This window comes from Microbacterium sp. NRRL B-14842 (genome assembly GCF_050470785.1).
In genome coordinates this window covers 472,074-496,886 of the sequence record NZ_JBFLUM010000001.1, presented here as the reverse complement: position 1 = coordinate 496,886, position 24,813 = coordinate 472,074, and the positions used below count along the sequence as shown (strand labels likewise).

Below are 24,813 nucleotides of genomic sequence, written 5' to 3'. Positions count from 1 at the left end.
GACTCAGTGGAACGACGCGGCGACCGAGTTGCGGTGGTAATCGAACACGATGCTCGTGCGGGTCGACGCCACGCTGCTCTGCGCGGACAGGTGCTCGAGCACGAACTCGCGCATCTCCGAGGAGTCGGCGACGGCGATGTGCAGGAGGAAGTCGTCGTCACCGCCGAGGAAGAACACCTGGATCACCTGCGGCAGCGCGCGCACCCGATCGGCGAACTCGACGATGCTCTCCCGTCGGGCGGCCGGACGCAGGCTGACGCCGATGATCGCCTGGAGTCCGGCGCCGAGCTCGCGTTCGTCGACGCTCGCATGGAAGCCGGTGATGACCCCGCGCTCGATCAGCCCGCGCAGCCGCGCGTGCGCGGTCGACGGCGCGACTCCCAGTCGCCCGGCGAGCTCCGCGTTCGTCATCCTCCCGTCGGCGGTGAGGAGCTGCACGATCCGCGCGTCGATGGGGTCGAGGGCGGGCGCCCGAACGCTGTTCGGCTCGGACGACGCGGAGGCGGTGGTCATACGAAGCATTATTCAGGATTCGACCCGTCGCCGAAGACTCTTCACTGATTCTGTCCATCTCGCGACGTTTCTGCGATCCTTGTCTGCACCCTGCGCCCCGACACCTGGAGGATCGATGAAGATCGGCGTCCCGACCGAAGTCAAGAACAACGAGAACCGCGTCGCCCTCACCCCGGCCGGCGCCGATCGGCTCGTGCGGGAGGGACACCGCGTGCTCGTGCAGTCGGGTGCCGGCATCGGATCGAGCATCGACGACGACGCGTACCGCGCGGCTGGTGCGGAGATCGTGGACACCGCCGCCGACGCCTGGGGAGAGGCCGACCTGCTCATCAAGGTCAAGGAACCCGTCGCCGAGGAATACGGCTTCCTCCGACCCGACCTCACGCTCTTCACCTACCTCCACCTCGCGGCGGACCGTCCGCTGACCGAGGCCCTCGTCGCAGCCGGCACGACCGCCGTCGCCTACGAGACCGTGCAGCTGCCCGACCGCACGCTGCCCCTGCTCGTGCCGATGAGCGAGATCGCCGGTCGCCTGTCCGTCATCATGGGCTCCCACTCGCTGCTGCGCTCGCAGGGCGGCCGCGGCATGCTGCTGGGCGGCATCGCCGGCACTCCCCGGGCCAAGACCGTGGTCATCGGCGGTGGCGTCGCCGGAGAGCACGCGGCCGCGAACGCGCTCGGACTCGGATCGAAGGTCACCGTCGTCGACGTGGCGCTCCCCCGGCTGCGCGAGCTCGAGCACCGCTACGGCGGCGCTCTGGAGACCCGGGCATCGAGCCGCTACGACATCGCCGAGGAGCTGACGTCGGCGGATCTCGTCATCGGCTCGGTCCTCATCCCCGGTGCCGCGGCCCCCAAGCTGGTGACCGACGACATGGTCGCCGCCATGAAGCCGGGGTCCGTGCTCGTCGACATCGCGATCGACCAGGGCGGCTGCTTCGAGGGCTCCCGTCCGACCACGCACGACGACCCGACCTTCGCGGTGCACGACTCGATCTACTACTGCGTCGCGAACATGCCGGGAGCCGTTCCGACGACCGCGACCCGGGCGCTGACGAACGCCACTCTCCCCTACGTCTCGGCCATCGCCGCCAAGGGCTGGGAGCGGGCGGCCTCCGACGACGCTGCCCTCGCGAAGGGGCTCAACGTGCAGGGCGGGCGCATCACGCTGGACGCCGTCGCGCAGGCCCACGGCCTCTCCACCGACTGACCTGTCGAACCCGAAAGAACCTCGGATCTTGGCGGCATCCCACACCTCACGCGCCGCATCGACCCGAGTACGCTCGTAACCGTGACCGAACGCGCTCCTCTCTCCCGCAAGCTGTCCGCCATCGCCGAGTCCGCGACCCTCAAGGTCGACGCCAAGGCCAAGGCCCTCAAGGCCGAGGGCAAGCCCGTCATCTCGTATGCCGCGGGCGAGCCCGACTTCGCCACCCCCCAGTTCATCGTGGACGCGGCGGCTGAGGCACTGGCCGACCCGGCGAGCTATCGCTACACCCCTGCTCCCGGCCTCCCGGCGCTGCGCGAGGCGATCGCCGCAAAGACGCTCCGCGACTCCGGACTCGAGGTCTCCCCCGCACAGGTCATCGTGACCAACGGCGGCAAGCAGTCGGTCTACCAGGCCTTCCAAGCCGTGGTGAACCCGGGCGACGAGGTGCTGCTGCCCGCGCCGTACTGGACCACGTACCCCGAGGCCATCCGTCTCGCCGACGGCACCCCGGTCGAGGTCTTCGCGGGCGCCGATCAGGAGTACAAGGTCACCGTCGAGCAGCTCGAGGCCGCCCGGACCGACCGCACGACCGTTCTCGTCTTCGTGTCGCCGTCGAACCCCACCGGCTCCGTGTACACGGCCGAGGAGACGAAGGCCATCGGCGAGTGGGCCGTGGAGCACGGCATCTGGATCATCAGCGACGAGATCTACCAGAACCTCACCTACCCTTCGACGGGCTCAGGGACCGCGGTGACGGCGACCTCGATCGTGGATGCCGTGCCGGAGGCCGCGAACCAGACGATCCTCGTCAACGGCGTCGCCAAGACCTACGCCATGACGGGCTGGCGCGTGGGCTGGATGGTGGGTCCCGTCGACGCGATCAAGATCGCCGGCAACCTGCAGTCTCACCTCACGAGCAACGTGAACAACGTCGCACAGAAGGCCGCGATCGCGGCGCTCAACGGTCCGCAGGACGAGGCCGAGAAGATGCGCGAGGCCTTCGACCGCCGTCGCCAGCTCATCGTGTCGGAGCTGTCGAAGATCGACGGGCTCGTGGTGCCGAACCCGCTCGGCGCGTTCTACGTCTACCCCGATGTGCAGGGCCTGCTCGGCCGCACCTGGGGCGGCGTGACCCCGACGACGTCGCTGGAGCTCGCCGACCTCATCCTCGACCAGGCCGAGGTCGCGGTCGTCCCCGGAGAGGCGTTCGGTCCGTCCGGCTACATCCGCATGTCGTACGCGCTCGGCGACGACCAGCTCCTCGAGGGCGTGCAGCGCCTCCAGCGCCTGTTCTCCTCCTCTTCCTCCTGACCCCGAGACCCCGCTTTACCGCCGAGACCCCCTCGTACCTGCGCAGGTAGGAGGGGGTCTCGGCGGTAACCCGGGGTCTCGGGTCAGTGTTCGGGGTGGAAGCCGATCAGCCAGCGGATGCCGTAGCGGTCGACGAGCGTACCGTCGACATCTCCCCACGGGCGCTGCTGCAGCGGATCGATGACGCGGCCGCCGCCGGAAAGCTCGTCGTACCAGCGGGTCAGCGTTCCGGGATCGGCTGTGCCGAGGAGCGAGAGGAACATCCCGCTCATCTGGACGGCGTCGTCATCGGCTCCCGCGTCCGCTCCGGCGAGCTCGACCGGGCCGCCGAGCTGCCCGTGCGCGACCGCGTCGCCCGGGCCGTCGTGGCGGCCGGCGCTCGCGTAGTCCATCAACTGGAGCTCACCGCCGAACACATCGCGGTAATGGCCGAGGGCTTCGGCCGCGTTGCCGGGGAACAGCAGGTACGGGATCAGTCCGCTCATCCCGCGAGCGTAGTCCGCGGCGGCTCCGGTCACCACCTGCCGAGAACGACGGACGGCCGCCACCCGGAGGTGACGGCCGTCCGTGCGAGCGCGGTCAGGAGACCGGGATCACCGCGTACAGCACCCAGGTCAGCACGAATCCGGAGACCCCGAGCACCGTCGTCAGAGGCGTCCACGTGCGCAGGCCGTCCTTGACCGAGAGACCCAGGTACCGCGTGACCACCCAGAAGCCGGAGTCGTTCACGTGGCTGAGGCCGAGGCCGCCGTACCCGATGGCGACCGCGAGCAGCGCGGTGTGCACGGTGTCGAGTCCCATCGCGGAGACCGAGGGCAGGAGGAGGCCCGCGGTCGTCGCGATCGCGACGGTGGCCGACCCCTGAGCCGCACGCATGATGAGCGAGATGAGGAAGGCCGCGAGCAGCAGGGGCATCCCGCTGGAGGCGAGCACCTCGGCGACCGCGCTGCCGATCCCGGTCTCGGTGAGGACGCGGCCGAAGGCGCCACCGGCACCGGTGACGAGGATGATGACCGCAGCGGCCGGCAGCGCCGACTCCATGACCTCGCCGAGGTGCGCAGCCGACCAGCCGCGGCGCACGCCGAGCAGGTACATCGCGGCGGCGATCGCGACCATGAGCGCGAAGATCGGCTGGCCGACCATGCTGAGGAATCCGTTCCAGAACGTGCCCGCCTCGAACAGCGGCGCCACGGCGGTGCCGAGCATGATGAGCACGAGCGGCAGGAGGATGAGGCCGAGGACCGTGCCGGCGCCCGGCGCCTTCTCGCCCTCGCCGAGTCCGCCGGTGAGCGTCGACTTCTCCGTGCCGAAGTTGTCGTACATCTCCTTGGTGGCGGCGAGCATCGCGAACTCACGGGTGTTGATCCACTTCGCCACGAGGTAGGACAGGACCGCGAGCGGCACGGAGATCGCGAGCGCGAAGATCGTCACCCAGCCGATGTCGGCGCCGAGGATCGCGGACCCGCCGACGATGCCCGGGTGCGGGGGCACCGCGACGTGCACGGCGAGCATGATGCCGGCGACCGGGAGACCGAACTTGATCGGGTTGAGACCGGCCACCTTCGAGAAGGCGAACACGATGGGGATGAGGATGATGAAGCCGGCGTCGAAGAACACCGGGATCGCCAGGATGCCGGCGGCGATGACGAGCGCGATGCCGACGCGCTTCGGGCCCAGCCAGCCGGTGAAGCGCCCCGCGAGCGACTCGGCACCGCCGGACAGCTCGATGATCTTGCCGAGCATCGACCCGAGGGCGACGAGTACCGCGACCGAACCGAGGGTGCCGCCGACACCGGCGATGATCGCCTGGATGACGCCGAGCTGCTCGGGGGTGTCGCCGTCGGCGGGGATCGTGGTCAGCGGCAGGCCTGCCGCGATGCCGACGATGATCGATACGAGGATGAGGGCGTAGAACGCCTGCATCTTGAACCGGATGATGAGCAGGAGCAGCAGGCCGAGGCCCGCCAGGCCGATCAGGATGAGGATCGGAAGAGGAAGCATCTCTGGATCTCTTCTTTCAGTGAGGGCGCGACGTCGCGCTCAGGACAGTCGTTCGGGTGCGACGACGCGGATGACGGCGGAGTCGTCCAGGGCGCCGAGGCCCTGCGCTTCGCCGAGGAGGAACAGCTGCTCGGCCGCGGCGGCGACCGGCGTGGACAGGTGCGCACGGCGCGCGGCGTCGCCGACGATGCCGAGGTCCTTGACGAAGATGTCGAGGCGGCTGAGCACCTCCGCGCCGTCCTCGTCGTACGCCTGCAGGGCGCGCGGGCCGCGGTTGCCGAGCATGAAGGAGTTGGCGGCACCGGCGGTCAGCGCGTCGAGTGTGCGGGCGCGGTCCAGGCCGAGGGCGTCCGCGAGGGCGAGCGCCTCCGCGGCCGCGGCGATGTGCACGCCGCAGAGGAGCTGGTTGACGGTCTTCAGCGCCTGGCCGTCGCCGGGCTTGTCGCCGACGATGGACAGCGTGGAGGCGAGCTGGTCGAGCACCGGGCGCGCCGTCTCCAGAGCGCTCGGGGTGGCGCCGACGACGATGAGGAGGTCGCCCTCCCCCGCCCGGACCGGACCGCCGGAGAGCGGGGCGTCCACGAGCTGCGCACCGTGCGCGGCGAGCTGGGTGGCGATCGCGTCGATGCCGTCCGTCCCCACCGTGCTGGTGAGGATCACGACCGCACCCTCGGCGAGGTGCGGGGCGAGCCCGTCCTCACCGAAGAGCAGCGCCTCGAGCTGCGCACCGGTCCGGACGGCGACGAGCACCGCGTCCGCACCGTCCACGGCGTCGGCTGCGGACGATGCCGGCGTCACGCCCGCCTCCGCCGCGAGAGCGATGCGTTCGGCGGCGATGTCGAAGCCGCGCACGGCGAAGCGCTCGGCGAGGCGGGTGGCCATCGGCAGCCCCATGGCGCCGAGTCCGATGACAGCGACGGTGGATGTCATGAGTGTCCTTCCGGGTTGTGTCCATCGTCGCCTGCGAGAGTGGCGACGACGGTGACGAGGGAGTCCGCGTCGCCGACGTTGCCGGCGAACACGACGTACGGGATGCCGACCGCGGGGCCGGTCTCCGGCTGCCACAGCGACACGAGGCCGGGCAGCATGGGGCCGAGCACGGTGGCCCGGCGGATCTCGAGCGCTTCACTGGCGACGTCGCTCGACGTGATGCCGCCCTTCGCGATGACGAAGCGGGGCGGCGCGATGGCGAGCACTCGACGCACGAGGTCGACCACTCCGCTGGAGATGCGGCGGGCGATCGCGAGGCTCTCGTCGCCGTCGGCGCCGGTGACGAGTTCGCGGGTGGTGTGCACGATCACGGTACCCGTGGCGAGGGCGTCGGCGACCGCGTGCGCCTGCGTCTCGAGGTGGGTCTCGCGCTCGGGGCCGATGAGGGCGCGCACGTCGAGCTCGATCGTGCGGGTGTTCGGTCGAGCTGCCGTGAGGGCCTCGAGCTGGGCGGTGGTGAGCGGCACGTGGCTGCCGACGACCACGAGGCCGCCGCGGTCGTGCGCGAAGGGGATGTCCTCCGCGCGTACCGGATCGGCGATCTCCTGCCCGATGTGCGCACGCACGTAGGGCGGGCCGACCCGGAGGAGCACGTCGCGGTCCCGCAGGCGGTGCAGCGCCAGAGCGACGACGCGCATATCGGATTCCTCGACCACGTCGACCGCGACGACCGTGCCGTCGGTCAGGGTTGCGAGGAAGCCGGCCACGGCGTCCACGCCCGCGCGGATGGTGCGGATGTCGAGGCCCGCGACCGCGGACGCCGGGATGCGGCCACCCGTCTTCTCGGCGACCCATTCGCGCAGGTCTGAGGACGCGTAGCCGAAGGTCGCGTCGGCCGCGAAGGGGGTCTCGCCCACCGGGGTCGCCTCGCCGTCGGTCACCCAGTAGTGCACGGAGTCGACCGTGATCCGGCCGGCGTCGGGGAAGGCGGGGACGAGCAGGGTCAGCGCGGGGGCGCGACCGGAGCGGGAGCCGATCTCCGCGGAGAGGACGTCGGTCTCGAGCGGGAAGTGCCCGCGCAGCGTCGAGTCGCCGCGCGAGACGAACGTGACGCGCCGCCCCTGGGCCTCGGCGGCGGCGAGAGCCACGTCGACGATCTCGCGGTTGCGGATGGCCGCGGCGTCTTCGTCGAGCGACCGGGTGTTCGTGAGCACGTATACCGCGGCGGCGCCGGTGGCGAGCGCCTCGTCCAGGTCGGCACGCTCCCACCGGGTGAGGACGGGGAGGTTCGCGACCGACTGCGTGCCGGTGGGGTCGTCGTCCAGGACGACCAGCACATCCGTGGGATCGACCTCTGCACGGACGTCGGCGGCGGTGACGGCGACAGGTGCAGGCAGGGGGGCCAGCAGGGCGTCGATGTGCACACGAACTCCTTCGTTCCGGGAGATGGTCCGTGGTGGGGGCCACAGACCAGGGGAATCTGCATCGTTATCCGATATCAGATAACGACGAGCGTACCTCACGATCATCGCGGCTCCAAACCGACGGGGAGCGCGCGGATCAGCGACCGTGGACGAAGTGCAGCAGGTCGTCGCGGGTCTGGCGCATGTGACTGCGCATGGCCTGACGAGCGGCCGCGCCGGAGCCGGTTCGCATCGCCTCCAGCACCGCCGCATGCTCGGCCAGCGCGTGCTCGCGGATCTCCGGGATGGCGCTCGTCTCACTGCGGGTCGCCTGGAGCATCGTCGTGAGGGGACGCATCGAGGCGACGAGGATGCGGTTCTCCGCCGCGCGGATGATCACGTCGTGGAAGGCGAGGTCCGCCGCGACGAACGCATCCACGTCGGCCCGCTCGTGGGCCGCCTGCATCTCCTCGAGGAGTGCGGCCATCTCGGCGAGGTGCTCCTCGGTGCGCCGACCCGCCGCGAACTCCGCTGCTCCGGTCTCGAACATCATGCGCATCTCGAGCATCTCCAGCGACGAGCGCTCACGAGCGCCCGCGCTCTGGGCGTGCCGGACGACCGCGTCGAGGCCCGTCCACTCGTCGGTCGGCGCGATGCGGTGCCGGGTGCCCGGAACGGCGACGATCACGCCCTGCGCCTGCAGGAGACGGACACCCTCGCGCATCGTGAGACGGGAGACCCCGAACTGCTCCGCCAGCTCCCCCTCGGGAGGCAGCGGCTGCCCGGCCTCGAGCCGGCCCGCGATGATGGCGTCGAGCAGTCCGTCCACGACCGCCTGCGTCCGCGACACCCGCTCGACCTTCGTCACAGGTCGACGCCCACCAGCACGGGCTCCGGCTGCAGCACGAGGCCGAACTCGGCGTGCACGCGGTTCTGGATGAAACGGGCGAGCTCGGCGACCTCGGCCGCCGTGGCACCACCCCGGTTGGTGAGCGCCAGGGCGTGCTTGGTCGAGACGGACGCCCGCGAGCGGGGCAGCTTGAACCCCTTGCGGATGCCCGCCTGCTCGATGAGCCAGGCGGCGCTCACCTTCACGTCGGGGGCCTCGGTCTTCGTCGGCGGCACGTGCCCGTCGTACGAGGCGAGGGGGATGACGGTGACCGCGTCGAGGTCGGGGGCCACCGGCCACCGCGGGCACTCCGGCGGGAGGGACCGGGCCTGAGCGGCCGTGACGATCGCGTTCTGGAAGAAGGAGCCGACGCCATGCGTGTCCGGGTCGTCCGCATCGAGCAGCATGCCCTTCGATGCGCGGGTGGCGAGGATGCGCTCGCGCACCCAGGTCAGCGGCACCGGGGTGTCGTCGGTCAGGCCGAGGGCGCGACGCAGCTGCTCCCCGCGCACCACGCGCTCGCGGGCGACCAGCAGATCGACCGTGACGGACAGGATCACGGCACGACGCTGCGGCTCGCTGCCGTGGTGATGCTTGAGCACCGAGGTGCGGAATCCGAGCCCGAGCTCCGTCGCCGGCACGGTGGAGATCTCGTCGGAGCCCTCATCGATCAGCTCGACCTCGACGAGGGTCTCCTGGATCTCCTGGCCGTAGGCGCCGATGTTCTGCACGGGTGACGCGCCGACCGTGCCGGGGATGCCGCTCATCGCCTCCAGCCCGGCGTACCCGCGCTCGACCGCGTACGACACCAGGTCGTCCCAGCTGTGTCCGGCCTGCACACGCAGACGGACGCGACCGGGATGCGGCGACGGGAGCTCCTCGACGCCCCGGGTCCGGATGCGGATGACGGTGCCCTCGAACGGCTCGTCGCCGACGAAGAGGTTCGAGCCCCCTCCGAGCACCAGCCAGGGGTCGCCCTCCGCCCAGGTCTCGCGGAGGACCGAGACGAGCTCCGCCGTCGTCGTCGCCTCGCGCATGTGCGCAGGCGCAGCGCCGGTGCGGAGCGTGGTGAGCTCGGCCAGGCGGATCGGCTCGACCTCGCTCATCGGACGGCGACGCGCAGCTGCGCCTTGACGAGCACGGTGGTGTCGCCGGTCGTGACCTTGAGGTCGATGCGCGCGGACTCCTCGTCCACGGCGCCGACCGTCGCGACGACGTGCACATCGGCGCCGGTCTCGGGGTCGACCACCACCGGCTTCGTGAAGCGCACGCCGTAATCGAGGATCCGGGTCTGCGGGTCGAGCGCGGCCACGACCACCGACGAGGCGATGCCCATGGTCAGCATGCCGTGCGCGAGCACGCCGGGAAGGCCCACCGCGGCGGCGACGTCGTCGCGGTAGTGGATCGGGTTGAAGTCGCCGGAGGCTCCGGCGTAGCGGACGAGCGACTCCCTCGTCAGGTGCACGGTGCGCTCGGCGAGCACGTCTCCCACGGTGAACGCGCTCATGCGGTCTCCTCCTCGGCGCCGACGAGCAGGACGCTGGTGGCGGTCACCACGTGCGCGCCCGCTTCGTCGGTGATCTCGGCCTCGCTCGTGATCATGGCGTTCCCGCCCATCATGCGGATGCCGGTGACGCGCAGCTGCGCCGTCAGCTCGTCTCCCGCGACGATCGGCCTGGTGTAGCGGAATCGCTGCTCCGCGTGGATCGTGCGCGCCAGCACGATGCCGGAGTCCGGCTCGGCCAGCAGCTGCTGGAGCGTGAGGTCCTGCAGGACCATCGCGAAGGTCGGCGGCGCGACGACGTCGGCGAAGCCGGCTGTACGGGCGGCCTCGACGTCGGTGTGCTGGGGGGCGTCGGCGAAGACGGCGCGCGCGAACTCGCGCACCTTCTCCCGCCCGACGAGGTAGGGGGCGGTCGGCGGGAACTCCCGGCCGACGAGTTCTTGGTTCACTGCCACCCGTCGATCCTACCGAGGCCCGCCGACGGCCCGCCGTGCGCGGGCCGTCCGAAACCCGGATGATATGCCACATCGCGGGGACCGGCGGGCCTCACCCCTGGGAGCGGACCACCATGTTCAACGTCATCCGACTCGGAACGACCTTCACCCGTGAGGTGTGAACGACCTCGCCGGCCCGGTCCAGCGCGCGCTTGCGGACGACGATGAGCGGATCGTGCTCCGGGCGGGCCAGCCACTCCGCGGTCTGGGCGGTGGTGAAGCCGACGTCGATCTCCCGGTACATCTCCGAGAACTCCACGCCGTACACGTCGCGAAGCACCTGATATGTGGAGGTGTCGTGGTCGATGTGCCGGTCGAAATCAGGGAAGCGCGTCAGTGAATACCGGCTGTCGTCGATGGAGAGGGGGATGCCGTCGAGAGCGAAGACGCGTACCAACCGGAAGACCGGGTCGCCGACCGGGACGCCGAGGCGCCGGGCGCGCTTCTCGTCGGCGGGGGTCGTCTCGGCGCGCATGATCCGTCGGGATTTGACCCCGTCCGCCACCACGGTGTCTGCGAAGCCACCCAGGGTCATGGCACCGATCACCTCGCGTCGCGGAGCGACGAAGGTCCCGCGGCCCTGCTGTCGGCGCACGATGCCGAGTCCTTCCAGATCGGCCACCGCCCGCCGCACGGTGATGCGGCTGACGCCGAAGCGCTCACACAACTCGGGTTCGGACGGAAGCCGTTCGCCTTCGGCATAGGTCCCGGCGTCGATCTCCCGCATCAGCAGGCTTCGCACCTGCTCGTGCAGCGGGGTCGAGCCGACGGCGGACGACAGCTGAGTCACGTCGGAGCCCTCCTCTACGTCGCCGGGTATCGCCGCAGCATCTGCGCGCGTGCGTCGTCCCCCGCATGCACAGGGTATCCGAACGCCCCGCGCAACGTGCAGGCGAGCGCTCCGCTGACGGCGGCCACATCGAGGCATCCGGCGAGATCGGCCCCACCCGCCCGTGCCGCGAGGAACCCGGTGAGGAAGGCGTCCCCGGCCCCGAGCGCATCGACGGCGTCGACCTCCCGGATACCGGTGCGCCGCACGGAAGTGGCGTCGAAGCCCACGGAGCCGCGGGCACCCCGCGTCACCACGGCCGATCCCATGCCGCAGGCCACGGCGAAGCGGCCGAGGTCGTCGATCTCGGAATCGCTGCGGTCCCCTCCCGAGAAGAACCCCACGTCGACGTGCGGAGCGGTCGCCCGGATCACGTCCGGCGACGCGTCGTCGGAATAGTCGTACGACACGCGGCTCCCCCGTTCCGCGATGGCCGGGAGCTCCGGCTCCAACGACGAATAGACCGAGGTGTGCACCCGGTCGAAGCCGGAGAGGTATTCATGATCGGCCTCGCTCAGCCGCAGCCTCAGCTCGGCCTGGACTCCCCCGCGATTCGAGGCGACGAAGCGCCGGTCGCCGTCCTCGTCCAGCGCGACGAAAGCCATGCCGTTCGCGCCGCGCACGCGTCTGACGCGGGCGCCGTCCACTCCGATCTCGTCGAGGACGCCCCGCACGTGTTCTGCGAAGCGGTCGTCCCCCATGATCCCGACGAATCCGGCGGTGCCGCCGAAGAAGAGCCTGCTGTACGCGGCGACGTTCAGTGCGTTACCCCCGGGATAGGCCAGGTCCTCATGCAGATAGCAGTCGAGCACGTTGTCCCCGACGCCGACGAGCGAGGGGGGCGGCACCGCGGCGAGTGCGTCCCTGAGCTGACCCGTATCCATCGTCATCCCTTCACACTCCCCGCCGCGACTCCGGCGACGAAGTACCGCTGCAGCGCGAGGAACACGACCACGATGGGCAGGGCCGCGATGGTCAATCCTGCCAGGAGCACACCCCACTCGGTGGAGAGCGAGTCGCGGAACGACATCAGTCCCGCGGGGATGGTGCGCAGCGCATCGGCGTCGATGTAGACGATCGCGAACAGGAACTCGTTCCAGGCGAAGTAACCGGTGAGGACGGCAGCGGTCGTCAGCACGGACGCGCTCAACGGCAGGTAGACGTGCCGGAAGACTCCGAACGAGCGGCAGCCGTCGATGGTCGCCGCGTCCTCGAGCTCACGGGGGATGCCGAGGAACACCGAACGGATCAGCAGGATCGCCATGGGCAGACGGAAGGCCACGTAAGGGAGGATCATCGCCCAGTACGTGTTCAGCAGCCCCATCGTGTCGAGAAGCCGGTAGAGCGGGATGAGGCTCACCTGGGGCGCCACCACCAGCCCGCCCATCGCCACGATCAGCACGATGTTCGCGACCCGGCTCGACAGCCTCACCATGCCGTAGGCGCACAGGGCCGCGATCGCGACGGTCGCGACGGTGGAGATGATCGTGACGATGACGGAGTTGACGAAGTAGTCGGAGATCCCGCGGTCCCAGGCGGCGGCGTAGTTCTGGACGAGCCAGACCGACGGCAGGCCCCACGGATCGGCGAAGATCTCGGACGAGGATTTGAAAGAGGAGATCACCATCCAGAGCAGGGGGTAGGCGATCACGACGGCGTAGACGGCCAGGATCACCTGGACCGGGGCACGGCGGACACGTTCCGCTGGACGAAGCCGGGTACTGCTCATGTCATTGCCTCCCGCTTCGGAACGAGACCATCTGCACGACGGACAGCACGAGGGTGATCACGAAGATCAGGCTCGCGATGGCTGAGGCGTAGCCCATCTCGTTCTGGAAGAAACCCTGGTTGTACATATAGGTCGCGAGGACCTGGGTGGTGTTTCCCGGACCGCCCTTGGTCAGGATGTAAGGCTCGTTGAACACCGTGAAAGCGCCGGAGACGGTGAGGATCATCGCGACGAAGATCATCTCCTTGGCCTGCGGGACGGTGATGCTGAAGAACTGGCGAACCCGTCCGGCGCCGTCCAGCGACGCGGCTTCGTAGTATTCCTCCGGGATCTGCTGCAGTGCGACGACGTAGAGCATGCAGACGTAGCCGATGCTCTGCCACTGGGAGACGCCGATGACCGCTCCCATCGCCGTGTCGACATCAGCCAGCCACGCCGTCTGCAGGCTGCCGAGTCCGATCGCCTCCAGCAGAGCGTTGAGGAGTCCGCCGCGGGCGTTGTACACGAACGTGAACAGCAGCGCGATCACGGTCATCGAGATCACGGCGGGAAGGAAGTACACGCTGCGCAGGAACGCGCCCATGCGCGGTCCGAGCAGCCGGGTCAGCCAGGCGGCGATCACGAGGGAGCCACCCACCTGGCAGACGATCGAGACGACCGCGTACAGGATGTTGTTGCCCAGGGCCGTCGCGATGATCGGATCGCCGAAGAGCCGCGCGAAGTTGTCGAGGCCGACGAAGCGCATCTCCCCGCTGCCGGCGCTGAAGGAGAAGAAGCCGAAGGCCGCATTGGCGACCAGCGGGTAGTACACGAACACCCCGATCAGGATGATCGCGGGAAGCACGTAGAGCAGGTTCGACCAGGCTCGGGAGCGTGTTCTCATCACGGTGTCTCTTCCGAAGGTGGGAGGGGCTGCCGGCCACGGGTGCCGGCAGCCCCGGTGCGGATCAGGAGGCGTCGCGCACGCGCTTCGCCGCTTCCTGCACGGCGGCCATGACCCCCTCGGGGGTCTGCTGGCCGCTGAGCATCAGCTGGGTCTCGGACAGATACGCCTGCACGATCTGCGGATCGTAGGCGTTGTCGAGCCAGGTCGTCATCGCCGAGGCGCCGACGATCCCCTGGGCGAGCTCCCGTGAGATCTCGGGCACATCCGCCTCTTCCACGGCCCCCTTGACCGGGCTCAGCTCGCCCGCTCGTTCCGCGTAGGCGATACCGCTCTGCTTGCTGAGCAGGAACTCGAGGAACCGCTGGGCCTCCTCGGGATGCTCCGTGGTCTTCGAGATCGCGAAGCCCTCCGGCGCTCCGGTCAGTTCCGCCGGATCACCCTTGCCACCCGTGACGGCGGGGAAGTTGAACGTGCCGTACTCGAACTGCGCGTCGCCGAAGTACCCCACCTCGGCGCTCTGCATGTACATGATCGGCGCCTCCCCCGCGATCCAGGCGTTGCGCGCGATCTCATGCCCGACGGCCGTGAGGTCGTCGTTCATGTACTCGGCGAGTTCCTGGAAGCGCTCCAGTGCCCGGACATATCCCTCGTCCGTGAACTCGCCGGTCGCCGGATCCTGATCCGCTGCGAACACCTCCGGATCGACGACACGCTGATTCAGCGTGCCGACGTAGTGCGCGATCGTCCACTGCTCCTGCGCACCGTACTCGATCGGGGTCATACCGGCGTCCTGGATCGTCTCCAGGACGTCGATAAACTCGTCCCACGTCGCCGGCGCCTCGAGTCCCAGCTCCTCGAAGACGTCCCTGTTGTAGAAGAACAGCTTCGACTGCATCCCCACCGGCAGGCCGTAGGAGGTGCCGTCGACCTCGAAGGCCTCCAGCTGACTCGGGTAGAAGCTGTCCCGGAAGTCCGCGTCCTCCTCGAGCCACGGCCCGAGGTCGAGCAGAGCGTCATTGGAGACGAGCTCGTCCACGAACGAACCGCTCCAGGTGAACAGGACGTCAGGAGCATTGGCGGAGCCCGCGACGACCTTCACCTTGTCCTTGTAGGCGTCGTTGAGCACGCTCTCGACGGAGACCTTGATGTCGGGGTTCTCCTTCTCGAACTCCGCCACCATGTCGTTGTAGTACGAGTTCTTCGGCTCGTTGGGCCAGCGGTGGAAGAAGCTGATCTCCACCTGGCCGTCCGACGCCTCGCTCTCGCCTCCGGCGCACGAGGCCAGGGGTAGGACGAGGGCTGCGGCGGCCGCAGCCGCCAGGCCGATCCGGGCTGATGTTCGCATCGTTGCGATCCTTTCGTTCCTAGTACTCCATGCGCCACATGTAGCGGCGCACGCTGAGGGGGTGTCCTCGGTGGTCGGCGAGTGCATCCGCGTACGCGCGGAGCACGACGTTGAAGAGGAGGTGGGCGAAGACGCCGCGCACCTCCGGAGCGACGACGTCCAGGCCGAACTCCTGGGCGTCGAGGACGAGCACCCGATCCGAGTGCTTCGTGACGAAGTCCACCGCTCGCTGCTCGACGGCCCGCGTCTCGTCGAGTCCGAGGAGGGCGATGAACGGCACGTCCTCCTCGGTGATCTCGAAGGGGCCGTGGAAGTACTCGCCGGCATGGATGGCGGCGGAGTGCACCCACTGCATCTCCTGCAGCAGGCAGATGGCGAACGAGTAGGCGGAGCCGTAGTTGGAGCCTGCCGCCATCGTGTAGATCAGGGGCGCGCGACGGTGGCGGTACCCCCAGGCATCGGCGGCAGCGGAGTGCGCTTCGCGCGCTGCCGGCACGAGGGCCGGCAGCTGGGCGACGGCCTCGTCGACTGCGCCGGCGATGCCGGCCTGTTCGCGGTCGTCCAGAATGCCGGCCGCCAGGCGCAGCAGCAGCGCGGGACCGACGTGGGCCTCGCTCTTCCCCTCGCCGTGCTGATACGCCACCACGTGCTCCGATGCCTCGGCGAGCGGCGACGTCGGGTCGAACGTGAAGGCGACCGTGAGCGCACCGCGCTCGCGTGCGTGCTTCGCCGCGGCCACCGTCTCCGGCGTGGTTCCGGAGTGCGAGCAGAGCAGGACGAGGGTGTCGGCGTCGACGCGCGACGAGGCGCGGCTGGTGAACTCGGCCGCATTGAGCGCGGTCGCCTCGAGCGACACCGCCTTGGTGCCGAACAGGTACTCGATGGGCTGCATGACGGCAAAGGAGCCGCCGCAGGCGGTGAGCACGACGCGCGAGATGGTGTCCCGGGTCGCGATCGCCTGGCGGGCCGCAGCGAGCTGGTTCTCGATAGCGGCGGAGTCGACGAACAGAGCGGTGGCAGACAAGATGGTCCCTTCTGATGACCTTCGATCAAACATCATGACTCGTTATATAACGTCATGTGATGACTGACGATAGCGAGCACGAAGACGCCTGTAAAGAGGTACGGCGAAAATCGTTCGCCGGAGTCACCGAAAGAGCGGGCCTCGCGCGCTTCTTCCGGCGGCGCACACCGGGTGTCCGGCGCCGCGGGATCAGCCGCGCCGGCGGCCGCGGATGGCCTTGAGGGCCATCTGCACGGCGATCACCATGAGATACGCGGCGAAGAGGAGGTTCCCGACGGTCGGGTCGACGATGGTCGCCAGCCACGCGCCGAGGGCCGTGGTGGTGCACGCCGAGACGCCGATGAGAAGTGCGGCCAGGAGGTCGACGTTGCGGTTGCGGAGGTTGCCGACTGTGCCGGAGAGAGCCGTCGGGATCATCATGAGCAGCGAGGTGCCCTTCGCGACGAGGTCGCTCGTCCCGAACGCGAGCATGAGCACCGGGACGACGATGACGCCGCCGCCGACGCCGATGAGGCCGGCCAGGACGCCGGTGCCGATTCCGACGACCACCAGGGCGATCCCGGTCAGCCAGGTGAGCTCGAAGACGGCGTCGCGCGACGGGATCACGAGGAAGAGGCTCACGATCACGACGACGAGGAAGCCGACGAAGCCCCAGCGGAGGGCGGTCTGCGAGATCCGCGGGAGCAGGCGGGTGCCGATCTGCGCGCCGACCACGGCCCCGGCGGCGAGGATCAGCGCCGGGATCCAGGCGACGGAGCCCGATGCGGCGTAGGAGATGACGCCGACGGTCGCCGTCGGGACGATCGCCGCCAGCGAGGTTCCGGCTGCCAGCCGCTGGTCGAACGCGAGCAGGAGCACCAGCAGCGGGACGATGACCGTGCCGCCGCCGACGCCGAAGAGACCGGAGAGGAGGCCGGCGAGGAGGCCGATGCCGATGAATGCCGCGTAGGCGCGAGGCCCGCGTTCCAGGACCGTCGCATCGTTCACCGGATCAGCCTACTCCCGGCCTCTCCCCCGCTCGAATCGTGCCGGGTCAGACCTCCGAGTCCGCTGTGACGGGCACCGCGATGGACTCCGTGAGCGCCTGCTCGTAGCGTCGCTGCCGGCGCCGCAGCCACAGCCCGCCGGCGATGAGCAGCGCGAGGATGACGTAGGCGACCGCGGAGAACGGCTGCGCGATGAGCGTCGTCAGGTCGCCCTGGCTGAGCTGCAGCGCACGACGGAGCTGCTCCTCCCCCATCGGCCCCAGGATCATGCCCACCACCAGCGGCGCCACCGGGAATCCGTACCGCCGCAGGAAGTAGCCCAGGACGCCGATGATGAGCAGGATGAGGATGTCGACGACCGCGAAGTTCAGCGCGTACGCCCCGAAGGCGGCGAACAGGAGGATGCCGGCGTACAGGTACGGCCGCGGGATCTGCAGGAGCTTCACCCACATGCCCACCAGGGGCAGATTCAGCACGAGCAGGATCACGTTGCCGATGTAGAGGCTCGCCACCAGCGCCCAGACGAGGTCCGCCTGTCCGGTGAACAGCTGCGGCCCGGGCTGCAGGCCGTAGGTCTGGAACGCGGTGAGGATGATCGCCGCCGTCGCCGTCGTCGGCAGGCCCAGCGTCAGCAGCGGCACGAGCACGCCCGCGGCGGCCGCGTTGTTCGCCGACTCCGGGCCCGCGACACCCTCGATGGCCCCGCGGCCGAACTCGTCCTTACGGCGCGAGAGCTTGCGCTCGGCGGCGTAGGACAGGAAGGTCGCCACGTCGGCCCCGCCGGCCGGGATCGTGCCGATCGGGAAGCCGATGGCGGTGCCGCGGAGCCAGGGCTTCCACGACCGACGCCAGTCGTCCTTCGTCATCCAGCTGCGCCACCCACGGGAGACGGGGATCACGTCGATCGTGCCGTGACGCAGCCGGGCCGCGACGTAGAGCGTCTCGCCGACGGCGAAGAGCCCGACCGCCACGAGCACCACGTCGATGCCGTCGGCCAGCGAAAGCAGGCCGAGGGTGTACCGCTGCTGCCCCGAGAGCCAGTCGGTGCCGACGAGGCCGAGGAACAGGCCGACGCCGAGAGACAGCAGGCCCCGCGAGACGGAGGAGCCCATGAGCGCGCCGACCGTCACGAAGGCCACGACGATGAGAGCCACGTAGTCGGCCGGCCCGAGGTTCACGGCGAACTGCGCGAGTACCGGGGCGAGCAGCGTCAGGCCGACGGTCGCCAGGGTGCCCGCGACGAACGACCCGAGCGCGGCGGTGGCGAGGGCTGCCGCACCGCGACCGAGCTTGGCCATCTTGTTGCCCTCGATCGCCGTCACGATCGACGACGACTCCCCCGGCGTGTTCAGGAGGATGCTCGTGGTCGACCCGCCGTACATTCCGCCGTAGTAGATCCCGGCGAAGGTGATCAGGGCGGCGGCCGGTTCCAGCGTGTAGGTGAGCGGCAGGAGCAGGGCGACGGTCATCGCCGGCCCGATGCCCGGGAGGACGCCCACGGCGGTGCCGATCAGCACGCCGAAGAAGGCGAAGACGAGGTATTGGGGCTGCAGCGCGGTCGCGAACCCCTCGAGGAGCAGACTCCAGCTGTCCATCAGAACATCCTTCCCAGCCAGCCGAGCGCCGGTCCCCACGGGAGCGACAGCCCGAGCAGACCGCCGAACACGACCTGCACGACCAGCGCGATGATCGCGCCGATGAGGAGCGCCATCCACCAGCGCCGCGCGCCGAGCGCCCAGGCGACGCCGCCGAACAGCAGGGCCGCGGCGGGTGCCCAGCCGAGCGGTTCGATGAGGAGCAGGTGCGCGACCACCAGCGCCACGATCTTCACGAGCGTCAGCCAGTCGGTCGGGAGGCTCTGATCGACGTCCTCTCCGTCCTCCGGCACACCGCGGTGTCCGCGGAAGATGCTCACGACGACGGCGAGCGACGAACCGAGCAGCAGCACGGAGACGAACAGCGGGAAGACCGTGGGCCCCACCTGGCCGCCTGCGGGCACATGGATGGTGAAGACCCCGGCGAACGCGAACACGCCGAGGGCCACCATGAGCAGGGCGAAGACGAGCTCCCCCCGCGGGAGGGACGCGACGAGGCGTGCGGACCGACGGGCGTCGGTCCGCACCTCCTCGCCGGGTCCGGAAGACCCGGTCGTCATCTCAGCCGACCAGCCCGATGTTCTGCAGCGTCGTGGTGACCTCGGCGATGTTGCCGTCCAGGAACTCGTCGAACTCCGCGCCCGTGAGGAACGCGTCCGCCCACCCCCGCGTCTCCAGCTCGTCCTTCCACGCGTCGGACGCCTCCAGCTCGGTGACGAGGCGCTCGAGCTCCGCGCGCTCGGCGTCGCTGATCCCGCCCGGGGCGATCACACCGCGCCAGTTGGTGAGCACGACGTCGTATCCGGAGTCGGTGATCGTGTCGACGTCCGGCAGCTGTGTGACCGGCTCCTCCGACGAGACGGCGAGGGCCTTCATGGTCCCGGCCTCGATGTGCTGCAGGAACTCGCCGACACCGGAGATGCCCGCCGAGACCTTGCCGCCGAGGATCAGCGACGTCGCCTCGCCGCCGCCCGAGTTGGGCGTGTAGTTCAGCTTCTCGGCGATCTCCGCGCCGTCGAGCCCTGCCTCCTCGAGCAGCAGCCCGGCGAGGATGTGATCGGCTCCTCCCGCGGAACCGCCGGTGATCGTGACCTCCTGGCCCTTGTCCACGACATCCTCGACGAGGTCTTCCAGAGTGTCGTACTCCGAGTCGGCGGGCACGACCACGACGAGCGGTTCATCCGTGAGCCGGGCGATCGGTGTCATGTCCTCGATGCGCACGGCGGAGGCGTTGGTCTCCACCGCTCCCACCATCACGAGGCCCATGACCATGAGCGTGGCCGGGTCCTTCTCGTTGGCGAGCTGTGCGAGGCCGACCGTGCCGCCCGCGCCGCCGACGTTGGTGACGGGCGCCGAGCCGACGATGTCCTCCTGCGTGAGCAGCTGCGACAGGGCCCGGCCCGTCTGGTCCCACCCTCCGCCCGGGTCGGCGGGGACGACGATGTTCACGTCGGTGATGGCGACCGCCTCATCGCCGCCGTCCGAGCCGGCGGCTCCGCCGTCGGTCGTCGAGCACGAGGTGAGGACGAGGGCGGTCGCGGCGACGGCCGCGGCGAGAGTCCCGGTGCGGGCATGATTCATGGCGCTCCTCCTTGAGCGTTCGGATGCAATCCGTCCACTGTCGAGGCGCAGATGCGCACGCTCAACCTTCGGAAACCATTGGTCGCGTTCCGTAACTATTGGTCGCGAACACCTCTGCCGGCGGCTCGCGGCCCGGGAACCCAGCCGGGAGAATGGACCCGTGGCCTCGAAGATGACGCTCCGCGTGCAGCTGCTCGCGCTGCAGGCGCTGATCGTGTTCCTGGTGACCCTCGGCACCGGCATCGCCGCCGGAGCGTTCCAGGAGAACGCGCTCCGCGAGGCCTACAAGGACCGCATGCAGGCGGTCGCCCAGTCCGTCGCCGCACTCCCCGTCGTCCTCGATGCGTTCGACGACGAGGATCCGGCCGCCGCCATCCAGCCGGTCGCCGAGGTCATCCGCGAGGCCTCCGACCTCGCCTACGTGGTGGTCGCCAACGACGAGGGCATCCGATACTCGCATCCGAACACCGACCGCATCGGGGAGCGGGTGTCCACCGACCCGTCGATCCCGCTGGGCGGGGAGATCTTCGTGGGCACGCAGACCGGCACGCTCGGGACGTCGTGGCGGGTGAAGGTGCCCATCCGCGACGAGGACGGCGCGGTGATCGGCACAGCCTCGGTCGGCATCCTGGAGTCGGAGCTGAACGAGGAGTTCACCAGCAACCTCGTGGGACTCATCTCCGCCATGCTCGCTGCGGCGGTGCTCGGGGTCTTCGGCGCCGCGTGGGTGACGTCGTTCATCCGTCGCCGCATCTACCGTCTCGAGCCGCACCAGATCGCGGCGCTCGTCAAGAACCAGGAGACGACCCTGCACGGGCTGAGCGAAGGCGTCGTGACGGTGGACGGGGCCGGGCGGATCACCCTGGTCAACGACGCGGCCGCACGATTCCTCGGTCGCGATGCCGCCGACCTCGACGGCGCTGCCGCGGACGAGGTCCTCGGCACCGAGCTCGCCACGGTGCTCCGCGAGGGCGAGGCCGCGGGACGCCCCGTGATCGTCGGCTCGCATGTGCTCGTCGCCCGGAGCACGGCGTCCGGGAACGGCTCCGCCGATGTGGGGGCGACGCTCCTGCTCCGCGACCACACCGAGCTGCACGACGTCGTTCGCCGGGTCGAGGCGGCCGACGCCATCATCGCCTTCCGGGAGCGCTACGGCCTCCCGAAGGGTCTGAGCGCGGAGACGCTGGAGCGGGTCTCTGCGGCCCTCGCGGCCCGGCCCGACGCCTCGGCGACCGAGATCGGCGACGACCTGGCCATCTCCCGCGTCAGTGCCCGCCGCTACCTGGAGCACCTCGCGGCGACCGGACAGGCGGTGCGCTCGCTGGACTACTCCACGAAGGGACGGCCGGGGGCACGCTACCGGATCACCGCCCCTCGATGAACGACGAAGCCCGCCACCCCGGAAGGGGCGGCGGGCTTCGTGGGGAGAGAGGTCCTTACTCGGACTTCTTCTCGACAGCGTCCTCGGCGGCGGCCTCAGCGGCCTCGCCCTCGGCCTGCGACTCGGCGCCGGCCTCGGCAGCCGTGTCGTCGGCAGGGGTCTCGTCCGCGGGAGCCTCGACGGTCTCCTCGGCGGGAGCCTCCTCGGCGGCGGGCTTCTCGTCCTTCGGAGCCGCGGCGGCCTTCTTGGTCGACTTCGCCTTCGGGGTGACGGGCTCGAGGACGAGCTCGATCACGGCCATGGGAGCGTTGTCGCCCTTGCGGTTGCCGACCTTGGTGATGCGCGTGTAGCCACCCTCGCGGTCCGCGACGAGCGGAGCGATCTCGTTGAACAGGACGTGCACGACTTCCTTGTCACCGATGACCGACAGCACGCGACGGCGGGCGTGCAGGTCGCCGCGCTTGGCGAAGGTGATGAGGCGCTCGGCGAGCGGACGCAGGCGCTTGGCCTTCGTCTCGGTCGTCTTGATCGACTTGTGGGTGTACAGCGCAGCGGCGAGGTTGGCAAGCAGCAGGCGCTCGTGGGCGGGGCCGCCTCCGAGGCGGGGACCCTTGGTGGGCTTGGGCATAATCGTCTAACTCCTGGTCAGAAAGGGTCGGGTATCAGAAGGACTCGTCTTCGCTGCCGCCGTAGAAGTGGGCGCCGTCGAAACCGGGCACCGAATCCTTGAGCGACAGACCGAGCGAGATGAGCTTGTCGCGCACCTCGTCGACCGACTTCTGGCCGAAATTGCGGATGTTCATGAGCTGCGTCTCCGACAGGGCGACGAGCTCAGAAACGGTGTTGATGCCCTCACGCTTCAGGCAGTTGTACGAGCGGACCGACAGGTCGAGGTCCTCGATCGGCATCGACAGCTCGCTGGAGTTCACAGCCTCCACCGGCGCCGGGCCGATCTCGATGCCCTCGGCCTCGACGTTCAGCTCGCGGGCGAGACCGAACAGCTCGGTGAGCGTCTTGGCAGCCGAGGCGACGGCGTCGCGCGGGCTGATCGCCGACTTGGTCTCGACGTCGAGGATGAGCTTGTCGAAGTCGGTGCGCTCACCGGCACGGGTGGCGTCGACGCGGTAGCTGACCTTGAGCACGGGCGAGTAGATCGAGTCGATCGGGATCTGACCGGCCTCGGCGTACTCGTTGCGGTTCTGCGTTGCGGAGACGTAGCCACGGCCGCGCTCGATGGTGAGCTCGAGCTCGAACTTGGCGGTGTCGTTCAGCGTCGCGATGACGAGCTCGGGGTTGTGCACCTCGACACCGGCCGGAGCCGAGATGTCGGCGGCGGTCACTTCACCGGCACCGGTCTTGCGGAGGTACGCGGTGATGGGCTCGTCGCGCTCGCTGGAGACGACCAGCTGCTTGATGTTGAGGATGATCTCGGTGACATCCTCCTTCACGCCGGGGATCGTGCTGAACTCGTGCAGCACACCGTCGATGCGGACGCTGGTGACAGCGGCACCGGGGATCGACGACAGCAGGCTGCGGCGCAGCGCGTTGCCGATCGTGTAGCCGAAGCCGGGCTCCAGAGGCTCGATGATGAACCGGCTCCGGTTCTCGACGATCTTTTCCTCGGTCAGTGTGGGACGCTGTGCAATAAGCACTCTGTGTTCCTTTCGATCACATGCCCGCTATATGACATGTGGTGGGGTGAGGTCTTGAGTTGTGGAAGTCGATGCCCCACGCGGGGCGCCGAGCCGCTCGACCCGAAGGACGAGCGGCTCGGCACACGCATCAGACGCGGCGGCGCTTCGGCGGGCGGCAGCCGTTGTGCGCCTGCGGGGTGACGTCCTGGATCGAACCCACCTCGAGGCCGGCGGCCTGCAGCGAGCGGATCGCGGTCTCGCGGCCGGAGCCCGGACCCTTCACGAGGACGTCGACCTTCTTCACGCCGTGCTCCGCAGCCTGGCGGGCAGCGGACTCCGCTGCCATGCCGGCGGCGTACGGGGTCGACTTGCGGGAGCCCTTGAAGCCCACGCCACCCGACGAGGCCCAGGCGATGACGGCGCCGGACGGGTCGGTGATCGAAACGATGGTGTTGTTGAACGTCGACTTGATGTGGGCCTGGCCCAGCGCGATGTTCTTCTTTTCCTTGCGGCGCGGCTTGCGCGCGGCGGCCTTGGGTGCAGCCATGAAAGTGTTCTCCTAGTCCCTGGCCGCTGCTTAGCGGGCCTTCTTCTTGCCGGCGACGGTGCGCTTCGGGCCCTTGCGGGTACGGGCGTTGGTCTTGGTGCGCTGACCGCGGACCGGGAGACCACGACGGTGGCGGATGCCCTCGTAGGAGCCGATCTCGACCTTGCGGCGGATGTCTGCGGCGACCTCGCGGCGCAGGTCACCCTCCACCTTGTAGTTGCCTTCGATGTAGTCGCGGAGGGCGACGAGCTGGTCGTCGCTGAGGTCCTTCACGCGGATGCTCTCGTCGATGTCGGTCGCCTTGAGGATCTCAACCGAGCGGGTACGGCCGACGCCGTAGATGTAGGTAAGGGCGATCACCACGCGCTTGTCGCGCGGGATGTCAACGCCGGCAAGACGTGCCATGCGGTTCTCCTGGGTGTTGTGGAGGTGTGGAGCAGGATCGGTGCCCGGGCCTCCGCCCCGAGGTGTCAGCTCCGCGTCGTCCGACAGGCGGGAACCTGGGTTCCTGAGCCTGTCGAAGGATCGAAGCGTCTGATCCTGCCGTTTCGTATTGAGTTATGAGATTGCGAGAGCGGCGCTCACGCAGCGGGGGCGCTCAGCCCTGGCGCTGCTTGTGACGCGGGTTGCTCTTGCAGATCACCATGACGCGGCCGTGGCGGCGGATCACCTTGCAGTGGTCGCAGATCGGCTTGACGCTGGGGTTGACCTTCATGATGTTTCCTGTTCGCTGTCTTCACCGGGCAGGCGCGAAGCCTGGGGTGTTACTTCTCGACCGATCAGCGGTAGCGGTAGACGATGCGGCCGCGTGTCAGGTCGTAGGGGCTGAGCTCCACGACCACACGGTCCTCGGGGATGATGCGGATGTAGTTCTGCCGCATCTTTCCGGAGATCGTTGCCAGGACCTTGTGTCCGTTGCTGAGCTCAACGCGGAACATCGCGTTGGGGAGAGCCTCGGAGATCACTCCCTCGATCTCGATGACACCGTCTTTCTTAGCCATAGCCTCGCTGACGCTTCTGC

At 69.3% G+C, this 24,813-nt stretch carries 28 protein-coding genes; 3 read left to right on the top strand and 25 right to left on the bottom strand.

Annotation, left to right across the window (positions count from 1 at the left end):
- Positions 1–3 precede the first annotated feature (3 nt).
- Positions 4–522 (bottom strand): Lrp/AsnC family transcriptional regulator, encoded by a 519-nt coding sequence (locus AB1285_RS02525; protein ID WP_187662221.1) that lies wholly within the window; start codon positions 520–522, stop codon positions 4–6.
- A gap of 106 nt (positions 523–628) precedes the next feature.
- On the opposite strand from AB1285_RS02525, the gene ald reads away from it, so the two are divergent.
- Entirely contained in the window at positions 629–1,723 is a 1,095-nt protein-coding gene (gene ald / locus AB1285_RS02520) for an alanine dehydrogenase (protein WP_268776668.1), read from the top strand.
- An 81-nt stretch (positions 1,724–1,804) separates the two neighbouring features.
- Positions 1,805–3,034: a pyridoxal phosphate-dependent aminotransferase gene (locus AB1285_RS02515; protein ID WP_370429049.1), complete on the top strand. Its 1,230-nt coding sequence runs from the start codon at positions 1,805–1,807 to the stop codon at positions 3,032–3,034.
- 83 nt (positions 3,035–3,117) lie between these two features.
- On the opposite strand, the gene AB1285_RS02510 is transcribed toward AB1285_RS02515, so the two are convergent.
- The 18 genes from AB1285_RS02510 to AB1285_RS02425 all read right to left on the bottom strand — a co-directional run bounded on the left by AB1285_RS02510 (position 3,118) and on the right by AB1285_RS02425 (position 20,230).
- A complete protein-coding gene (locus AB1285_RS02510; protein ID WP_370429050.1) occupies positions 3,118–3,519 on the bottom strand; it encodes a VOC family protein in 402 nt (133 codons plus the stop codon).
- A gap of 94 nt (positions 3,520–3,613) precedes the next feature.
- On the bottom strand, positions 3,614–5,035 hold the full coding sequence (locus AB1285_RS02505; protein WP_187662225.1) for a GntP family transporter: 1,422 nt from the start codon (positions 5,033–5,035) through the stop codon (positions 3,614–3,616).
- A gap of 39 nt (positions 5,036–5,074) precedes the next feature.
- Complete coding sequence (locus AB1285_RS02500) at positions 5,075–5,965, bottom strand: NAD(P)-dependent oxidoreductase (RefSeq protein WP_268776667.1); 891 nt, start codon at positions 5,963–5,965, stop codon at positions 5,075–5,077.
- Positions 5,962–7,389, bottom strand: coding sequence for a four-carbon acid sugar kinase family protein (locus tag AB1285_RS02495; RefSeq protein WP_370429051.1), 1,428 nt, complete (start codon positions 7,387–7,389; stop codon positions 5,962–5,964). Before AB1285_RS02495 ends, AB1285_RS02500 begins: the two co-directional genes overlap by 4 nt.
- A gap of 136 nt (positions 7,390–7,525) precedes the next feature.
- Positions 7,526–8,218, bottom strand: coding sequence for a FadR/GntR family transcriptional regulator (locus AB1285_RS02490; protein ID WP_429977419.1), 693 nt, complete (start codon positions 8,216–8,218; stop codon positions 7,526–7,528).
- A gap of 14 nt (positions 8,219–8,232) precedes the next feature.
- Positions 8,233–9,363: a UDP-N-acetylmuramate dehydrogenase gene (locus tag AB1285_RS02485; protein WP_187662229.1), complete on the bottom strand. Its 1,131-nt coding sequence runs from the start codon at positions 9,361–9,363 to the stop codon at positions 8,233–8,235.
- Positions 9,360–9,764 (bottom strand): MaoC/PaaZ C-terminal domain-containing protein, encoded by a 405-nt coding sequence (locus AB1285_RS02480; protein WP_062632840.1) that lies wholly within the window; start codon positions 9,762–9,764, stop codon positions 9,360–9,362. The genes AB1285_RS02485 and AB1285_RS02480 overlap by 4 nt, the downstream gene beginning before the upstream one ends.
- The gene (locus tag AB1285_RS02475; protein ID WP_259954427.1) at positions 9,761–10,216 is read right to left on the bottom strand and encodes a MaoC family dehydratase N-terminal domain-containing protein; all 456 of its coding nucleotides are present in this window, start codon (positions 10,214–10,216) and stop codon (positions 9,761–9,763) included. Before AB1285_RS02475 ends, AB1285_RS02480 begins: the two co-directional genes overlap by 4 nt.
- A gap of 91 nt (positions 10,217–10,307) precedes the next feature.
- Complete coding sequence (locus AB1285_RS02470) at positions 10,308–11,045, bottom strand: GntR family transcriptional regulator (RefSeq protein ID WP_025102374.1); 738 nt, start codon at positions 11,043–11,045, stop codon at positions 10,308–10,310.
- A 14-nt stretch (positions 11,046–11,059) separates the two neighbouring features.
- Positions 11,060–11,974 (bottom strand): PfkB family carbohydrate kinase, encoded by a 915-nt coding sequence (locus AB1285_RS02465; protein WP_363446736.1) that lies wholly within the window; start codon positions 11,972–11,974, stop codon positions 11,060–11,062.
- Positions 11,971–12,813 (bottom strand): carbohydrate ABC transporter permease, encoded by an 843-nt coding sequence (locus AB1285_RS02460; protein ID WP_187662232.1) that lies wholly within the window; start codon positions 12,811–12,813, stop codon positions 11,971–11,973. Before AB1285_RS02460 ends, AB1285_RS02465 begins: the two co-directional genes overlap by 4 nt.
- A gap of 1 nt (position 12,814) precedes the next feature.
- Complete coding sequence (locus tag AB1285_RS02455; protein ID WP_187662233.1) at positions 12,815–13,696, bottom strand: carbohydrate ABC transporter permease; 882 nt, start codon at positions 13,694–13,696, stop codon at positions 12,815–12,817.
- A 64-nt stretch (positions 13,697–13,760) separates the two neighbouring features.
- Complete coding sequence (locus AB1285_RS02450; protein WP_370429052.1) at positions 13,761–15,044, bottom strand: ABC transporter substrate-binding protein; 1,284 nt, start codon at positions 15,042–15,044, stop codon at positions 13,761–13,763.
- Between the two features lie 19 nt (positions 15,045–15,063).
- Entirely contained in the window at positions 15,064–16,068 is a 1,005-nt protein-coding gene (locus AB1285_RS02445) for an SIS domain-containing protein (RefSeq protein WP_280564626.1), read from the bottom strand.
- A gap of 189 nt (positions 16,069–16,257) precedes the next feature.
- The gene (locus tag AB1285_RS02440; RefSeq protein ID WP_370429053.1) at positions 16,258–17,055 is read right to left on the bottom strand and encodes a sulfite exporter TauE/SafE family protein; all 798 of its coding nucleotides are present in this window, start codon (positions 17,053–17,055) and stop codon (positions 16,258–16,260) included.
- A 46-nt stretch (positions 17,056–17,101) separates the two neighbouring features.
- Entirely contained in the window at positions 17,102–18,649 is a 1,548-nt protein-coding gene (locus AB1285_RS02435) for a tripartite tricarboxylate transporter permease (protein ID WP_370429054.1), read from the bottom strand.
- Positions 18,649–19,209, bottom strand: a complete 561-nt coding sequence (locus AB1285_RS02430; protein ID WP_280564622.1) for a tripartite tricarboxylate transporter TctB family protein — start codon at positions 19,207–19,209, stop codon at positions 18,649–18,651. Before AB1285_RS02430 ends, AB1285_RS02435 begins: the two co-directional genes overlap by 1 nt.
- Position 19,210: 1 nt before the next feature.
- Complete coding sequence (locus tag AB1285_RS02425; protein ID WP_370429055.1) at positions 19,211–20,230, bottom strand: Bug family tripartite tricarboxylate transporter substrate binding protein; 1,020 nt, start codon at positions 20,228–20,230, stop codon at positions 19,211–19,213.
- Positions 20,231–20,390: 160 nt separating this feature from the next.
- On the opposite strand from AB1285_RS02425, the gene AB1285_RS02420 reads away from it, so the two are divergent.
- Positions 20,391–21,611, top strand: coding sequence for a PAS domain-containing protein (locus AB1285_RS02420; protein ID WP_187662240.1), 1,221 nt, complete (start codon positions 20,391–20,393; stop codon positions 21,609–21,611).
- Positions 21,612–21,666: 55 nt separating this feature from the next.
- On the opposite strand, the gene rplQ is transcribed toward AB1285_RS02420, so the two are convergent.
- The 6 genes from rplQ to infA form a co-directional block, all read right to left on the bottom strand.
- A complete protein-coding gene (rplQ, locus tag AB1285_RS02415; RefSeq protein ID WP_187662241.1) occupies positions 21,667–22,239 on the bottom strand; it encodes a 50S ribosomal protein L17 in 573 nt (190 codons plus the stop codon).
- A gap of 34 nt (positions 22,240–22,273) precedes the next feature.
- Complete coding sequence (locus tag AB1285_RS02410) at positions 22,274–23,263, bottom strand: DNA-directed RNA polymerase subunit alpha (RefSeq protein ID WP_025102386.1); 990 nt, start codon at positions 23,261–23,263, stop codon at positions 22,274–22,276.
- Between the two features lie 130 nt (positions 23,264–23,393).
- Complete coding sequence (rpsK, locus tag AB1285_RS02405; protein WP_017829189.1) at positions 23,394–23,792, bottom strand: 30S ribosomal protein S11; 399 nt, start codon at positions 23,790–23,792, stop codon at positions 23,394–23,396.
- A 30-nt stretch (positions 23,793–23,822) separates the two neighbouring features.
- Positions 23,823–24,197, bottom strand: coding sequence for a 30S ribosomal protein S13 (gene rpsM, locus AB1285_RS02400; RefSeq protein WP_187662242.1), 375 nt, complete (start codon positions 24,195–24,197; stop codon positions 23,823–23,825).
- 193 nt (positions 24,198–24,390) lie between these two features.
- Entirely contained in the window at positions 24,391–24,507 is a 117-nt protein-coding gene (rpmJ, locus tag AB1285_RS02395) for a 50S ribosomal protein L36 (RefSeq protein WP_005050492.1), read from the bottom strand.
- A gap of 64 nt (positions 24,508–24,571) precedes the next feature.
- Positions 24,572–24,793, bottom strand: a complete 222-nt coding sequence (gene infA, locus AB1285_RS02390; RefSeq protein WP_017201569.1) for a translation initiation factor IF-1 — start codon at positions 24,791–24,793, stop codon at positions 24,572–24,574.
- Between the last annotated feature and the right edge of the window lie 20 nt (positions 24,794–24,813).

What these genes read in the sequence shown, in the direction of transcription:
- AB1285_RS02525 (WP_187662221.1), bottom strand. Translation starts at nt 522, where the DNA reads ATGCTTCGTATGACCACCGCCTCCGCGTCGTCCGAGCCGAACAGCGTT.
- ald (WP_268776668.1), top strand. Translation starts at nt 629, where the DNA reads ATGAAGATCGGCGTCCCGACCGAAGTCAAGAACAACGAGAACCGCGTC.
- AB1285_RS02510 (WP_370429050.1), bottom strand. Translation starts at nt 3,519, where the DNA reads ATGAGCGGACTGATCCCGTACCTGCTGTTCCCCGGCAACGCGGCCGAA.
- AB1285_RS02505 (WP_187662225.1), bottom strand. Translation starts at nt 5,035, where the DNA reads ATGCTTCCTCTTCCGATCCTCATCCTGATCGGCCTGGCGGGCCTCGGC.
- AB1285_RS02500 (WP_268776667.1), bottom strand. Translation starts at nt 5,965, where the DNA reads ATGACATCCACCGTCGCTGTCATCGGACTCGGCGCCATGGGGCTGCCG.
- AB1285_RS02485 (WP_187662229.1), bottom strand. Translation starts at nt 9,363, where the DNA reads ATGAGCGAGGTCGAGCCGATCCGCCTGGCCGAGCTCACCACGCTCCGC.
- AB1285_RS02480 (WP_062632840.1), bottom strand. Translation starts at nt 9,764, where the DNA reads ATGAGCGCGTTCACCGTGGGAGACGTGCTCGCCGAGCGCACCGTGCAC.
- AB1285_RS02465 (WP_363446736.1), bottom strand. Translation starts at nt 11,974, where the DNA reads ATGACGATGGATACGGGTCAGCTCAGGGACGCACTCGCCGCGGTGCCG.
- AB1285_RS02460 (WP_187662232.1), bottom strand. Translation starts at nt 12,813, where the DNA reads ATGAGCAGTACCCGGCTTCGTCCAGCGGAACGTGTCCGCCGTGCCCCG.
- AB1285_RS02455 (WP_187662233.1), bottom strand. Translation starts at nt 13,696, where the DNA reads ATGAGAACACGCTCCCGAGCCTGGTCGAACCTGCTCTACGTGCTTCCC.
- AB1285_RS02450 (WP_370429052.1), bottom strand. Translation starts at nt 15,044, where the DNA reads ATGCGAACATCAGCCCGGATCGGCCTGGCGGCTGCGGCCGCCGCAGCC.
- AB1285_RS02435 (WP_370429054.1), bottom strand. Translation starts at nt 18,649, where the DNA reads ATGGACAGCTGGAGTCTGCTCCTCGAGGGGTTCGCGACCGCGCTGCAG.
- AB1285_RS02430 (WP_280564622.1), bottom strand. Translation starts at nt 19,209, where the DNA reads ATGACGACCGGGTCTTCCGGACCCGGCGAGGAGGTGCGGACCGACGCC.
- AB1285_RS02425 (WP_370429055.1), bottom strand. Translation starts at nt 20,230, where the DNA reads ATGAATCATGCCCGCACCGGGACTCTCGCCGCGGCCGTCGCCGCGACC.
- rplQ (WP_187662241.1), bottom strand. Translation starts at nt 22,239, where the DNA reads ATGCCCAAGCCCACCAAGGGTCCCCGCCTCGGAGGCGGCCCCGCCCAC.
- rpsK (WP_017829189.1), bottom strand. Translation starts at nt 23,792, where the DNA reads ATGGCTGCACCCAAGGCCGCCGCGCGCAAGCCGCGCCGCAAGGAAAAG.
- rpsM (WP_187662242.1), bottom strand. Translation starts at nt 24,197, where the DNA reads ATGGCACGTCTTGCCGGCGTTGACATCCCGCGCGACAAGCGCGTGGTG.
- rpmJ (WP_005050492.1), bottom strand. Translation starts at nt 24,507, where the DNA reads ATGAAGGTCAACCCCAGCGTCAAGCCGATCTGCGACCACTGCAAGGTG.
- infA (WP_017201569.1), bottom strand. Translation starts at nt 24,793, where the DNA reads ATGGCTAAGAAAGACGGTGTCATCGAGATCGAGGGAGTGATCTCCGAG.